Here is a 13,818-nt window from a genome sequence, read left to right on the forward strand (position 1 = left end):
GCCACCTTTATGGACGAGGCAGGGCCTGGCCGAATGAGGTGTCGATCAACTGGTCGATGACCTGATCGACATTCACCCCACGGCGCACCAGTTCCTCGGACACCAGGATCGGCGCGGCGGCCTTGGATGAAACGACGTCCTGGGCGGTGAGCAGCGGGCTGCTCAAGTCTGTGCGCGACAGTTGCAGCTTGGCTACTTCCAGGGGGAGGCCGGATTCGGTCGCCAGCAGTTTCGCCAGCTCCTCGGGGTTTTTTACCGCCCATTCCCGGGCCTTTTCATAGGCGCCGAGCACGGTGGCGATGGTGTGTGGATGCTCCGTGGCATAACGCTCGGTGACGCTGACCACGCCATAGCTGTTGAAATTCTTGTTGCGATATAGCAGGCGTGAGCCGGCCTGGATCTCGCTGGCAGCCATGTGCGGATCAAGGCCTGCCCAGGCGTCGACATCGCCTTTTTCTAGAGCGGTGCGGCCGTCCGGGTGTTGCAGGTGTACCAGTTCCACGTCGTCCTTGGTCAGGCCGGCCTGTTGCAAGCTGCGCAGGGTAAAAAGATACGGGTCGGTGCCTTTGGTGGCAGCGATTTTCTTGCCCTTGAGGTCGGTGACGGTCTTGTACGGCGAATCCTTGCGCACCACCAACGCGGTCCATTCGGCGCGGCTGTAGACGTACACCGATTTGATCGGGCTGCCATTGGCTCGGCTCAACACCGCTGAAAGACTGGCCGAAGAGGCAAAGTCGACGCCGCCGCTGTTGAGGTATTCCAGGGAGCGGTTGCTGCCCTGGCTCAATACCCAGCCGACCTTGGTTTGTGGCAAGGCTTTTTCAAGCCAGCCGAAATGCTTGAGCACCAGGCTCACGGGCGAGTAATAGGCGTAGTCCAGATGGACTTCGGCGGGTGCGCTTTCGGCGGCCTGAGCCACAGGTTGCAGACTAAGGGCAAGGGCGCAGGCGCCCAAGAGGACTTTGGCGAAGGATTTCATGGAACAGCTCCGGGCAAGGCGGGAAAGAGAAGGCTTTCTTATATTCAGAAAATATCAGTCGGCATGTTTCATCATGCGTTTGAGGAATATGCAGTCTCTGTGCCATCTGGCGCGGGGCGAGAGTTAAGGCGTTTCTGGCGGATAACGGCGGGAAAATGCTGTGAAGCGACAGGGCACTTTGTTGATTAGCTGTTGGTTGGGCAACAGTAGTGTTTTTATTGCATATGTTTTTATGGAATAAATAAAGAGTTATATATTCCTTTTGTTGTTCTTTCGAATGGCGCATTTTGAGGGCCTGCGCATTCGTGCGGATTGACCCAACAGCTAAAGGAAAGCCGACATGACCATCAAAGCGATCAACGTGCGCAACCAGTTCAAAGGTGTGATCAAGGAAATCCTGATTGGCGAAGTGGTGTCCGAGATTGACGTGCAAACCGCATCCGGCGTCGTGACGTCAGTGATCACCACCCGTTCGGTACGTGACCTGGAATTGAAGGTGGGCAGCGAGGTGATTGCTTTCGTCAAATCGACAGAAGTTTCCATCGCCAAGCTGTGAAGCTGATGATCGTTCCCTCGCCTGGGAACGATCAGCACATATCAACCAATGGCCTCAGCGCAGACGCAAACTGCGCTCCATGCGCTGGAGACCTTCTTCGAGCAACGCCCTTGGGCAGCCGAAGTTCAAACGCACAAATTGTTGGCTGTCATCGCCGAACTCCAGACCGGCGCTGAGACCGACTTTCGCCTGTTCCAGGAAAAATCGCTGCGGATCTTCCTGGCCCAATGCGCTGCAATCGAGCCACGCCAGATAAGTACCTTGTGGTGCATGCATCAGCACGCCCGGCAAACGGGTACGCACAGCATCTATCAGGTAATCGCGATTGCCTTGCAGGTAGTTGACCAGCGCCTCCAGCCATTCGCCGCACTGGCTGTAAGCTGCCCATGTCGCTTCCAGGCCCAGGGGGCTGACGCTGTCGACCATGCCGCAGCGCGCGCGGTTGAAGCGCTCGCGTATCACCGGGTCCTGAACCACGGCAAAGCAGGTTTTCAAGCCAGCGATGTTGTAGGCCTTGCTGGCCGACATCAGCGTGATGGTGCGCTGGGCAATCTCTGGGCTCAGGCTCGCCGTGGGGATGTGCCGACGCCCGTCGAAGCACAGGTCTGCATGGATTTCATCGGAAATGATCAGCGCGCCTTGCTCCAGGCAGGCAGTGGCCACCGCCAGCAACTCTTCGCGGGGGAACACTTTGCCCAGCGGGTTATGCGGGTTGCTCAGCAGCAGGGCGCCGGCACCGGTCAGCGCTTGGCGCAAGGCGGGCAGCGGGGTGAGGTATTCGCCTGCTTCGCTCAGTTCAAACGGTACTTCGATCTTTGGCAGGTTCCAGTTGCCCGGTGCGTTGCGCAGCGGGCAATAGTTGGGGGTCTGCAACACCACCGGTTGCCCCGGTTGGACGAAAGCATGCAGCGCCATGTTGAACCCTGGCTCTACACCGGGCAGGAACAGCAGTTCATCGGGCTGCACGCGCCACGCATACTTGTTCCACAAATCGGCGACGATTGCCTCGCGAACTTGCGGGCGGGCGATGCTATAGCCGAGCATCTGTTGGTCCAGGCGCTGGTGCAGCGCCTCCAGAATGGCCTCTGGCGCGGCGATGTCCATGTCGGCAATCCACATCGGCAGAACGTCTTGCGGGTAGCGACTCCACTTGGTGCTGCCGGTGCCGAGGCGGGAGTGGATCGTGTCGAAATCAAAGCTCATGGGGGGCTCGTGTCTGTGGGGCTGGCGTGCAATGGCGCTGATTCTAACGCCATAAAACCTACACGCCAGAGCTGATTGCCCGTTTGCCCCCATTTGATTTGACGCGCGTCATCGCCAGGGTACGTGAGGCGTGTTTAGCGATTCACTATTTTCGCCGGCAGGGCGATCACCAGGAAGCTGCTGATAATCAGGCAGCCTGCGAAAAACCACAGGGGCCCGGCGCTGCTGCCTGTGACGTCGATCGCAACCCCCATCAACGAGTTGCTCACCAGCCCTGCTATGTTTGCCAGCGAGCAGGCCAGGGCAAAACCGGTGGCCGCTGCGGTGCCTTTAAGAAAGGTCGCCGGCAGGCTGAAGAACACCGGCACGGCGCCGATGATCGCCGCCGAGGCAATGGCAAACAGGGCCACGGTGGCGACCACGTTATGGGTGAAAAAGGTGCTGCTGGCCATGGCCACGGCGCCCACCAAAAACGGCACGATGATGTGCCAGCGGCGTTCGCGGTGTTTATCGGAGCTGGCGCCGATCAGCAGCATGCCCAACAGCGCGGCGACGCTTGGCAGGGCCGTGAGGATGCCAATGTGGAAGGTGTTGGTAACCCCGGCGTTGCGGATAAAGGTAGGCATCCAGAAACCCATGGCATAGGCGCTGAGCAGGATCGAGAAGTCGATACCGCCGAGCATCCACACTTTGAGGTTGAAGAAACCGTCGCGCAAGCTGTGCTTGCTGCTGGCACTGTCGGCATCGTCTTTGCGCAACTCGCTTTCCAGCAGGGATTTTTCTTCCGGTGACAGCCATTTGGCTTGCTGATAGGTGTTAGGCAGAGCCCAGAAAGTCAGCACGCCGAGTAATACGCTGGGCACCGCTTCGATCAGGAACAGCCACTGCCAGCCGCGCAGGCCGCCCACGTGGTCGAAGTGGCCCATGATCCAGCCAGACAACGGCCCGCCAATCACGCTGGACAGCGGCAGGCCGATCATGAACAGGGCAATGACCCGCCCGCGGCGATAGGTGGGAAACCAGGTGGTCAGGTAGTACAGAACCCCCGGCAGGAACCCGGCTTCGGCGGCGCCGAGCAAAAAACGCAGGATATAGAACTGGGTGGTGGAGGTGACCAGCATGGTGCAGGCCGAGAGCAGGCCCCAGGTGATCATGATCCGGGCGATCCAGATCTTCGCGCCGACCTTTTCCAGCACCAGGTTGCTGGGCACTTCAAAGATGATATAGCCGACAAAGAACAGGCCGGCGCCAAGGCCGAAGGCGGTTTCGCTGAACTGCAACTGGTCGAGCATTTGCAGTTTGGCGAAGCCTATATTGATCCGGTCCAGGTAGGCGGCCAGATAGCAGAAGCACAGGAAGGGAATCAGCTTCCAGGTGATCTTGTGGTAAAGCGCGTGGATCGGGTCGGCCATTGGGTGTTTCCTGGCGGTGACTTATGGTTTTTATAACACCGCTTTTTTCAGCACTTCGGGGTGCTGTAGACGCGACGTCCAAAGGCAGTGTCAGAAGACTGAGATGCTGCAGGTATTTGGCAGTCATTTGTGGCGAGGGAGCTTGCTCCCGTTGGGTCGCGAAGTAACCCCGGAAGGCCTGCCACGTTCTGGAATTAGAGCACGAGCCTGATCGGCTTGCTGGGTACGGATGCCGGTCTTCTTGCTCACCATCAATGGCGTCTGCTGCTCGGCGTGAAGGCCCGGAATATAGCATGGGCATTATTCCGTCACCGACAGGCTCTGTCATAAAAACGCCATGGCACTGGGGGTTGGATTCGAAAGAGACTACTTTGATGGCTTCCAATAAATAGAGTATCCATGGATGAAATACCAACCCTTTACCCGAGTATTGATAGCGACTTCCCTGGTCCTGACGTTCAGCGGTGTACACGCGGCGTCCCAGGCCCCGGTGGGCGGCGAAAATGGCATGGTGGTCACGGCCCAGCACCTGGCCACCCACGTCGGCGTCGACGTACTAAAGGACGGTGGCAACGCAGTGGATGCAGCGGTCGCCGTGGGTTACGCGCTGGCGGTGGTCTACCCGGCGGCCGGTAACCTGGGCGGTGGCGGTTTCATGACCGTGCAACTGGCGGACGGGCGCAAGACCTTCCTCGACTTCCGCGAAAAAGCGCCGCTGGCGGCCACGGCGGATATGTACCTGGATAAAGACGGTAACGTTGTCCCCAACCTGAGTTCCAAGGGCCACCTGGCGGTCGGTGTGCCTGGCACCGTGTCAGGCATGGAGTTGGCACTAAGCAAGTACGGCACGATGAAGCGCGCCCAGGTCATTGCTCCGGCCATCACCCTGGCGGAAAACGGCTTTGCCCTGGAGCAGGGTGATATCGACCTGCTGCACACGGCCACCGATGAGTTCAAGAAAGACCAGGACATGCGCGGGATCTTCCTGCACGGCGGCGAGCCAATGCAGGTTGGCCAGAAACTGGTGCAAAAAGACCTGGCGAAAACCCTGCGGGAAATCTCCGCCAACGGCGCCGACGGCTTCTACAAAGGCTGGGTGGCCAAGGCGCTTGTCGATTCCAGCCAATCCGGCAAAGGCATTATCACCCAAGCCGATCTGGACAAGTACAAGACCCGCGAACTGGCGCCCATCGAGTGTGACTACCGTGGTTATCACGTGGTCTCGGCACCGCCTCCGAGCTCCGGTGGCGTGGTGATCTGCGAGATCATGAACATTCTCGAAGGCTATCCGATGGCGGAGCTGGGCTACCACTCGGCCCAGGGTCTGCATTACCAGATCGAAGCGATGCGTCACGCCTACGTCGACCGCAACAGCTACCTGGGCGACCCGGACTTCGTCGAAAACCCCGTCGCCCATCTGCTGGACAAGAACTACGCCGCCAAACTGCGCGCCGCCATCGACCCGCAAAAGGCCGGCATCTCCCAAGACATCAAGCCTGGGGTTTCTCCCCATGAAGGCAACAACACCACGCACTACTCCATCGTCGACCAGTGGGGTAACGCAGTGTCGGTGACCTACACCCTCAACGACTGGTTCGGCGCCGGCGTCATGGCCAGCAAGACCGGGGTGATCCTCAACGACGAAATGGACGACTTCACCTCCAAGATAGGGGTGCCGAACATGTACGGCCTGGTCCAGGGCGAAGCCAATGCCATTGCGCCGGGCAAGACGCCGTTGTCGTCCATGAGCCCGACCATCGTCACCAAGGATGGCAAGGCCGTCATGGTGGTCGGCACCCCCGGTGGCAGTCGCATCATCACTGCAACGTTACTGACCATCCTCAACGTCATCGACTACAAGATGAACATCCAGGAAGCCGTCGATGCACCGCGCTTCCACCAGCAGTGGTTGCCCGAGGAAACCAACATCGAGACGTTCGCCCTGAGTCCCGACACCCAGAAGATTCTCGAAAGCTGGGGCCACAAATTTGCCGGCCCTCAGGATGCCAACCATTTGGCGGCGATCCTGGTGGGCGCACCGTCCCTGGGTGGCAAGCCGGTGGGCAAAAACCGCTTCTACGGGGCTAATGACCCACGGCGTAACACCGGGCTGTCCCTGGGTTATTAAGGCCTTCTTGTGGAGCGGGTAAGCTCGCTCCACAACGGTTACACCTTGCCCGGAACAAGAATATTTTTTGAAATCAAGGGGTTGCAAGCCCCAGCAAATGAGTACATAATTGCGCCCATCGAACGCGCTGACGAATAAAAAACGTCAATGTTTTCAATGAGATAGAGTAGAGGCAAGCTTCACATAGCCCACTCAAGTTTGTATGCGGTGAGTGCCAGTGGTTTTGGCATTGATCGTTTGAGGCCGAGTAGCAAAATGGTTATGCAGTGGATTGCAAATCCACCTACGCCGGTTCGATTCCGACCTCGGCCTCCACTCTTAGAAACCCCGTAGATCAATGATCTACGGGGTTTTTTATTACCTGCGATTTGGGAGGTGTTCCGCAACTAACCGTCACTTTGTCGGTTTTACGATCTCGCCGACACGACGATAAACCTTCTTCGTCATCTCCTGAGTCGAGTGGCCCAGCAGGCGACTATCATCAATTTCGCTGGCAGCCTTCGGTCGTATATCGCGGAACTGGAATTGCCTGATGGTTGCCGAGTGAGTTGTGTGGCCTTCATTCGCAGCCTTCGCCGCCGCTTTCTCCCTGGCTTCATCCCAGCGATTGCGCAGCATCGGATAGCTCATTTTCAGTCCAGCCTGATTAGTGATCAGGCTCGAGCTTTTGATTCCCGCCATCGCCTTGCGCTCCAGCAGCGCGTCAAGGAAGGCACTGAGTGCGGACGCATCAACCCCATGTCCGAAACGGATGACCTCGACATCACGCTCGATGACGACGGTGCGGTCACCGTTAGGTGGAAGGCCCAGGCAGGCGAGGACTCGCCCATAGGAGTCGCTGATTTTGAGGAAGAGGCAGAGCCTGCGCCTTTCTGATGAGCAACAAAAAGCCCGCTCAGTGGCGGGCTCTCTCTTTCAATGGTGCTCAGTTCATCAGCGGTGCTTGTTCTTGTGTTTGTGCTTGTTTTTGCCATTGTAGTTCTTGCCACCAGACCGGTGCTTGCTGTCGTCGTCGGCAAGGTTATTACCTACTGCACCGCCAGCCGCGCCGCCAAGACCGGCGCCTATAGTAGATCCCGTAGTGCCTCCGAGACGATTCCCGATGAGTGAGCCGCCAGCTGACCCGATCCCGCCACCGATCGCTGCTTCAGTTTTGTTGCCTCTTGGCGCTCCAACCGCGCTACCAGCAGCACCGCCTACGCCAGCCCCCACGGCAGCACCAGTGGACCCGCCTAACTGTTGACCAACAATGTTGCCCAGCGCGCCACCAACACCACCTCCGAGAGCGGCGGTTCCATCTCCAGCAGCCATTGCTCCCTGCGTAATCAAGATACCCAAGGCAAGGGCGGGCAGTGTCATTCTCATTTCATGAACCTCAACAGGTCGTTAACGGGGCATTCACGGGTGAAACTACGCCCAGTAATTTAGATCAAGCGTGATTATTAAAGTTCTGTGGTGGCAACTGATGTCGGATGACTAGTTGTAACAAGCTATTTTACATGAGTCGCCCTAATTCGGCGTTTTTACTCATGGCGAATCGCGCCGAAGGAAGAAGGGCCCGCTCAGGTTCGGCGGGCTACGGATTCAGATCGAGGAGGGCAGAAACAAGGAGTCAATTGGCGGCGAAGGTCCTCAATGATCCTGTCCTTTGCGCGGATATCACTTGAAGATCGCGCACCGCTATATACATCACTGACAGCGCGCCGGATCTCTCACGTAGACTTTTCATCGTTTCGTCACGCTGCGCGAAAGCTTCGCCGTACATCTGCACCAGACCGAGTATGTCCTCTCTGGCTTTACGCAGTTGACCACCCAGTAGACTCATGAAAGTATCCGCCACTATTGAGCCACTACCCACCGCCAAGGAACGGAAATCCAGGAATGAAAACCGCCACCCTTACTTGGACCCTGGTCGCAATCACTCTGAGCGCCGTCCTGCAAACCGCCCAAGCGGCATCGGAGCTGATTGGCAAGCGCGTCGTGAACACCTATGACGTCACACTCTATCTGGATCCGGAAAAGGGCCTGGCCTACGCGATGAAGGATTGGAAGTTCCTGCGCTACAGCTACAACGATCGCAAGCCGAAAATCAGCTATGCGATGGACCGCGTAGAAGCCGACCCTCAGTCAACGCCCGAGGAACCAGTGGTGATTCAGATGGAAAGCAAAACCTACCCCGCCGAACTGAGTGAGGAGGAGCACTGCTACGCGGCCTTCACCGAAGTCCTGGGCCGACTGCTCTACTATGCTGCGTCGGCCAAAAATCTGGATGACAAGCAGTATTTCCACCTGGCCAACGTGATCACCCTGGACAAACACAAGAAGCCTGGCCCACCCGGCGTGATTACCTGCACGATCCCCGACCACGGCTCGACCTCAATGTACGCACGGGGCCAAGTCAGCGTTAAGTAACTGAGTCCCGAAAGGCGATGTGCGATTAGGCTTGAACGATGTGGAAGGTGCCGTGCATTGGGATGGGTTGTGTTCGGTCGGCATGGACGCCGAGGGAGGGGTAAAAACAGTTCCGCAATCAAGAGCTCCCACGGCCCGCTTGGGCTGTACGCTCATTAAAGTTAGCTAGTTGCGGAGCGGTAGTGGTGATGACCTATTGAAATAGCTTGTTTTGTTGGTGAATTGCAAATCTGCCTACGCCGGTTCGATACCGACCTCGGCCTCCACTCTTAAAGCTCCGTAGATCAATGATCTACGGGGTTTTTTATTACCTGCGATTTGGCTGGCTGGCGCTTCGTGTCGATGGTGCAGGAAGATGGCGAGCAAATCGGGCGGCGCAAAGACTGTGCCGGCCTTCTCGCTGATTAGCTTAGCTTTGCATTCTCGTGCGCAGTTCTGCCAAGTCTTTGGCCGGGATCACATAAGTCTTCGCAAGCATGTCTCCAACCCGCTGGCATCGTGCAGACTGGGCGTAAATGAAGACTGTGATGATTCCCAGAGGGGCCTCTATGTGCCGAGCGATGCCTCTGATGAATGCCTGAACAAAAGTAGGTGGACCGCCTGCACCGTTGATGACTATCAGCCCAAAGACGTATTTTCCCGGTGTCCGGCCCTGAAAGGCCCATTCACATAACGGGTAGAGGAATACATAGACAAAAATTAGCTCGAAGCCGACGAAGGGCAGATTGTCCTGGGTGTAAAGCCACAGTCCTATCAGGACGATTGCACCATAGTCGATAACGTAAGCGCCGATACGCCATACCAGTAAAGAAGTTCTGGAGACCTCCATTTGTCGCTCCGTGCGTTTTGGCTTGTCGGTTGGCAAGCATACCGTGCAGTGAAGGCAAGCCGCGTACAAAACGCGCAAGTGTATCTCTCTATCTCGCACCAGCTGTATGGGGCGCACATCCGTGGAACACACTACTGTCATGGCTACAATAATTTGTCCGGGTCACGTTCTCATGCTCATGTCCTCAAGCCTGCTCTCGGCATTCGCGCTGTTCGCCTTTGTGTCTTCGATTACGCCGGGCCCCAATAACACCATGCTGCTGGCATCCGGGGTGAACTTTGGCTTCCGCCGCTCGATCCCCCATGCGCTGGGGATCAGCATCGGGTTTATGGTGTTGGTGATATCGGTCGGGTTGGGGCTTGGCGAGGTGTTCAAGGCGCTGCCCTGGGCTTACAGGCTGTTGCGCTATGTAGGGGCTGCGTACTTGCTGTACCTGGCCTGGAAAATTGCGACTTCCAGCCCGCTATCCGATGACACCGATAACGGCCGTAAACCCATGACGTTTCTCGGTGCGGCGGTGTTCCAGTGGGTCAATCCCAAGGCCTGGGTCATGGCGTTGGGTGCAATCACCACCTATACGCCCGCTGAAGGCTACGTCACTAACGTCTTGGTCATCGCTCTTGTATTTGCCGTGGTCAACCTGCCCAGTGTCTGCGTTTGGGCCGGGTGCGGCAGTGGGTTGCGCAACGTGTTACGCAACCCGCGCTGGTTAAGGGTGTTCAACTTTTCGATGGCAGGATTGTTGGTGCTTTCTTTGTATCCGATGTTTTTTGCGGGTTAAAAAGTTAGAGACCGGAATATAAAATTTCGAACTACTTGTTGTTGGGCCGCGATGCGGTCAAACAGGTCATGGACAAGTAGACGCAGAAGACCACGGACATCGACGCATGGAGTCTGTCAGCGTTTCCACTGACGATTGAAGGCTGTGGATTCAGATTGGTGAAATGGTGGCGAGTAGGCCAATGCCGACGGTCAACGCTAAAAAACCCAATAGAAAAAATGCCATCTTAGCCATGAGGCCTCCGAAAAGAAGGGGCGGCAGGACGATTCCTGCCGGGCTCCACGGGCGTGTCGGGAGCGACCCATTGTGGGCGTAGGGCGCGTTTCGGTACAGATGCAGATGATGAAGAAAAAAGCGTATCAGAGGGCGGTATCGAGATGAATGCCCAGGGCTGTCATTTTCGGCAGCCGGCATGGCCCTCGGCCTAGACACAAAGGTGCTGTGCGATCTGCTCCACCGGATCACGGAGAAGAGGTAGATCACTGATCTGTTGAGCTTTTTTTCTGCGATAGCCCATTCGAGTGGTCTGAAAAAGACAGCGCCAGAACTTGCGTCAAGGGGGCTGGATCTATATATTCCCTAGCCTGCTGCAGGGCTCAAGTGCCACTTTGATAGTTCAGAGCTTCTTGAGTCGCTTCACCGCGCTACCGCCCGAATGGCGAAACTGGTAGACGCATGGGACTTAAAATCCCCCGCTCGTAAGGGCGTGCCGGTTCGATTCCGGCTTCGGGCACCATTTTCGATTCTCAAGGGTTCTCAATCCTTCTCAAAAAGCCCCGCAGGCTCTGGCCTAGCGGGGCTTTTTCGACCTCGCTTCATGGCGATTTCGTGGCTTTGTCAGCCGGGCATCACTGCTAGCTCTCCGATCTGTCAGTCAGATGTTTTTTGGGGAGGGAGGGGATCGATGAGAAAAAGCGACCGCCGCAGCTCTGGGGAGGTTATGCAGCGGTCGTAAAGGCGAATCAAAGGAGCACTTAATGTGCGCGAGCGAATGTAATGAAATATTAGATAGCTTGCTACCTATTCTTTGGTCTGGGTTGCCTGTACCCGGAAAGCCAAAAAGCAAAGCCCCGAAGGTTCGCGACTTCGGGGCTTCTATATTCGGCGCCAGCAGGTCTGGAGCCTTGCTAACTGCTACTACGATGGCCGCTCAAGTTTTCTTCGCAGTCCTGAGCCTCTGCAAAGCCTTCGTTGTCAATGCAATACATTTTGCTTGATCGCTATCGTCCTTGGCGTCTTGGGCATCCATTCGTAAACTCTGTACTTCCCCGAGCAACGGTTGAGGCATAACGGATATGGATGCTTTGAGGTCGCGAAGTTTTTGCAAGTTTGCATCGCAAAGATTCATGCTTTCGGCTGAGACAGCGGATCCTGCTATCAACGCTGTGCAGGCGAATACGAGTACTTTTCTCATTGGGCGATTCTCCTAAAGGAACTAAAATACACGCTTAACAATTTTCAATATCAGCCTAGACCATCGTTGACGGGGCGCCATTTTAATTGGCGGTCGGCAGGACCCCGGGGAGTTAGGGATAGCTGTTTTCGTTGTCAGGTCCAAGCACGGAGCGGATTGCCCGCCCGTGCCTTTTGCCTCACTGATTACGCGTTACCCGCCACACCGTGTTTGCGAGGTCGTCCGCGATGATAAGGGCGCCGCGTGGGTCGACGGTTACACCGACCGGCCGGCCGCGGGTTTTGCCGTCTTCGCCACGGAAGCCGGTTGCGAAGTCGATCGCCTCACCGGCCGGACGCCCGTTGCTGAACGGCACGAAGATCACCTTGTAGCCCACCGGATCAGGGCGGTTCCAGCTACCGTGCTCACCCACGAAGACGCCCTCGGCAAACTTCGCTCCCATGGCCGGGACGGAGAAGTCGACGCCAAGCGCCGCTACGTGCGCGCCCAGGCTGTAATCCGGCTTGATTGCAGCGGCCACTTTCTCCGGTTTCTGCGGCTGCGCGCGCGAGTCGACGTTTTGCCCCCAATAGCTATAGGGCCAGCCGTAGAACCCGCCTTCGCGAACCGAGGTCAGGTAGTCTGGCACCAGGTCTGGCCCCAGCTCGTCGCGCTCGTTGACTACCGCCCACAACTGCCCGGAATCAGGCTGAATCGTCAACGCTGTCGGATTCCGCAGGCCGGTTGCGTACGGCTTGTGGGCGCCTGTCCGGGCATCGACCTGCCACACCTGAGCCCGATCAACCTCAGCGTCCATGCCGCGCTCGGTGATATTGCTGTTGGAACCGATGGCAACATACAGCTGACGACCATCGGGGCTGATGGCCAGGGCCTTGGTCCAGTGGTGGTTTATCTGCGAAGGCAAATCGAGGATTTTTACCGGTGCGGCGCTGGCCTTGGTTTGGCCGTTTTCGTACGCGAAGCGCACGATTGCATCCTGGTTGGCCACGTACAAATTGCCATCCGCGTAGGCCAGGCCGTAAGGCGCGTTAAGGTTTTCGGCAAACACCGTCTGCAGCTCGTAGATGCCATCACCGTTGGCATCACGCAGCAACGTTAGGCGGTTGCCACCTTTGACCTTGGTGTTGCCCTGCGCCTTGATGTAACCGGCGATCACATCTTTGGGTTTGAGCTTGGCGGCGCTGCCACCACGCCCTTCTGCGACGAGAATGTCGCCATTGGGTAGTACTAGGGTCTGACGCGGAATCCCCAGATCGGTGGCAATCGCCGTGATGCTGAAGCCCTGCGGCACAGTTGGCTTTCGATCACCCCATTCCGCAGGCTCGGCAATCTTCATCGTGGGCACGAGACCGCGATGCTGTTCCGGCAGTTTAGGATTGGGGCCGAGAGATAGATCGCCGTTTCTTTCGCTGTCGCAGGCACTCAACAGCAATGCCAGGCTAATGGTCGTCAATGCGCTGGAATACTTCACTTCACATCTCCTGAACGCAGATTGGTAAGACCTACCCAGGCTGCAACGATAGCGAGCAAGGTGACAATGACTGAAAGAACCAAGCCTGTGGGCATGACTGCAAAGGCATCTTTGGCATGCTCAAAAGCATTTATTAGGCCTAGCACCCAGCTCACTAACAACAGAAGAAAATACACCAAAGGCCGGCCACTCTTGTGCTTGGCCTGGAACAGATTGGCCAGTGCGAACAGTAGAGCAAACCCAAAGAACACCAAGCCCCCAGCGATTAGCCAGGCCGCGAAATTGCTCCACTGAATCTGGAAGGTCTCGAAATAGGCGATGTCACTCAGCAAGGCTCCGAGGAATAGAGGGATAGCCCCAGCAAGAAAAATTGCATGTAGAGGGGTTGGCGTACATCGATAGGCGGAGGGAGTGGTAACGGTCACGGCAGGCTCCTTATGGGTCGGCGACCTTACACTGTAGCATCAGCGCGGATGCAAAGAGCCATCAGACTTGCGCTTAAAGGATTGTGAGGCTAGGGATGCCATGAAGAAGACTTCCAAGTCTGGAGAAGTACCTGTCCGATACTAACGCGGCGGCTGAGGTCCGATGAAGCAGATGCCCTTTGCTGATGCCGAATATGCCGGTAAACGT

At 57.0% G+C, this 13,818-nt stretch carries 14 protein-coding genes and 2 tRNA genes; 7 read left to right on the top strand and 9 right to left on the bottom strand.

The window, feature by feature from the left end; translation table 11 throughout:
* Nucleotides 1-7: 7 nt before the first annotated feature.
* Nucleotides 8-979, bottom strand: a complete 972-nt coding sequence (locus FQ182_RS25540; RefSeq protein WP_149414498.1) for an aliphatic sulfonate ABC transporter substrate-binding protein — start codon at nucleotides 977-979, stop codon at nucleotides 8-10.
* Nucleotides 980-1,319: 340 nt separating this feature from the next.
* Here FQ182_RS25540 and FQ182_RS25545 point away from each other — a divergent pair, with 340 nt between their 5' ends.
* Nucleotides 1,320-1,535 carry a molybdopterin-binding protein gene (locus FQ182_RS25545; RefSeq protein WP_133102741.1) on the top strand — a complete coding sequence of 72 codons (216 nt, stop codon included), beginning with the start codon at nucleotides 1,320-1,322 and terminating at the stop codon, nucleotides 1,533-1,535.
* Nucleotides 1,536-1,589: 54 nt separating this feature from the next.
* On the opposite strand, the gene FQ182_RS25550 is transcribed toward FQ182_RS25545, so the two are convergent.
* On the bottom strand, nucleotides 1,590-2,738 hold the full coding sequence (locus tag FQ182_RS25550) for a MalY/PatB family protein (RefSeq protein WP_149414497.1): 1,149 nt from the start codon (nucleotides 2,736-2,738) through the stop codon (nucleotides 1,590-1,592).
* Between the two features lie 134 nt (nucleotides 2,739-2,872).
* Nucleotides 2,873-4,150, bottom strand: a complete 1,278-nt coding sequence (locus tag FQ182_RS25555) for an MFS transporter (protein WP_149414496.1) — start codon at nucleotides 4,148-4,150, stop codon at nucleotides 2,873-2,875.
* Nucleotides 4,151-4,553: 403 nt separating this feature from the next.
* Between FQ182_RS25555 and ggt the strand changes: the two genes are divergently transcribed.
* Nucleotides 4,554-6,278: a gamma-glutamyltransferase gene (gene ggt / locus FQ182_RS25560; protein WP_149414495.1), complete on the top strand. Its 1,725-nt coding sequence runs from the start codon at nucleotides 4,554-4,556 to the stop codon at nucleotides 6,276-6,278.
* Between the two features lie 241 nt (nucleotides 6,279-6,519).
* Nucleotides 6,520-6,593 (top strand) — tRNA-Cys (locus FQ182_RS25565).
* A gap of 78 nt (nucleotides 6,594-6,671) precedes the next feature.
* On the opposite strand, the gene FQ182_RS25570 is transcribed toward FQ182_RS25565, so the two are convergent.
* Nucleotides 6,672-6,959, bottom strand: coding sequence for an integrase (locus FQ182_RS25570; protein ID WP_149414494.1), 288 nt, complete (start codon nucleotides 6,957-6,959; stop codon nucleotides 6,672-6,674).
* 57 nt (nucleotides 6,960-7,016) lie between these two features.
* On the opposite strand from FQ182_RS25570, the gene FQ182_RS29920 reads away from it, so the two are divergent.
* Entirely contained in the window at nucleotides 7,017-7,154 is a 138-nt protein-coding gene (locus tag FQ182_RS29920) for a hypothetical protein (RefSeq protein WP_178114528.1), read from the top strand.
* A gap of 57 nt (nucleotides 7,155-7,211) precedes the next feature.
* On the opposite strand, the gene FQ182_RS30545 is transcribed toward FQ182_RS29920, so the two are convergent.
* A complete protein-coding gene (locus FQ182_RS30545) occupies nucleotides 7,212-7,643 on the bottom strand; it encodes a glycine zipper domain-containing protein (protein ID WP_133102728.1) in 432 nt (143 codons plus the stop codon).
* Between the two features lie 247 nt (nucleotides 7,644-7,890).
* Nucleotides 7,891-8,103, bottom strand: a complete 213-nt coding sequence (locus tag FQ182_RS25580) for a hypothetical protein (protein WP_149414493.1) — start codon at nucleotides 8,101-8,103, stop codon at nucleotides 7,891-7,893.
* A 56-nt stretch (nucleotides 8,104-8,159) separates the two neighbouring features.
* Here FQ182_RS25580 and FQ182_RS25585 point away from each other — a divergent pair, with 56 nt between their 5' ends.
* On the top strand, nucleotides 8,160-8,690 hold the full coding sequence (locus FQ182_RS25585; RefSeq protein ID WP_149414492.1) for a hypothetical protein: 531 nt from the start codon (nucleotides 8,160-8,162) through the stop codon (nucleotides 8,688-8,690).
* A gap of 409 nt (nucleotides 8,691-9,099) precedes the next feature.
* On the opposite strand, the gene FQ182_RS25590 is transcribed toward FQ182_RS25585, so the two are convergent.
* A complete protein-coding gene (locus tag FQ182_RS25590; RefSeq protein WP_178114529.1) occupies nucleotides 9,100-9,519 on the bottom strand; it encodes an RDD family protein in 420 nt (139 codons plus the stop codon).
* Between the two features lie 172 nt (nucleotides 9,520-9,691).
* Here FQ182_RS25590 and FQ182_RS25595 point away from each other — a divergent pair, with 172 nt between their 5' ends.
* Both FQ182_RS25595 and FQ182_RS25605 read left to right on the top strand, forming a co-directional pair.
* Nucleotides 9,692-10,300, top strand: a complete 609-nt coding sequence (locus tag FQ182_RS25595) for a LysE family translocator (protein WP_149414490.1) — start codon at nucleotides 9,692-9,694, stop codon at nucleotides 10,298-10,300.
* 649 nt (nucleotides 10,301-10,949) lie between these two features.
* Nucleotides 10,950-11,036: transfer RNA gene (locus FQ182_RS25605), tRNA-Leu, on the top strand.
* 856 nt (nucleotides 11,037-11,892) lie between these two features.
* Here the strand turns inward: FQ182_RS25605 and FQ182_RS25610 are convergent.
* Both FQ182_RS25610 and FQ182_RS25615 read right to left on the bottom strand, forming a co-directional pair.
* Entirely contained in the window at nucleotides 11,893-13,185 is a 1,293-nt protein-coding gene (locus FQ182_RS25610) for a sorbosone dehydrogenase family protein (protein ID WP_149414488.1), read from the bottom strand.
* On the bottom strand, nucleotides 13,182-13,610 hold the full coding sequence (locus tag FQ182_RS25615; protein ID WP_149414487.1) for a DUF2231 domain-containing protein: 429 nt from the start codon (nucleotides 13,608-13,610) through the stop codon (nucleotides 13,182-13,184). The genes FQ182_RS25610 and FQ182_RS25615 overlap by 4 nt, the downstream gene beginning before the upstream one ends.
* Nucleotides 13,611-13,818: the final 208 nt, after the last annotated feature.

This window comes from Pseudomonas sp. ANT_H4 (genome assembly GCF_008369295.1).
GTDB lineage: Bacteria > Pseudomonadota > Gammaproteobacteria > Pseudomonadales > Pseudomonadaceae > Aquipseudomonas.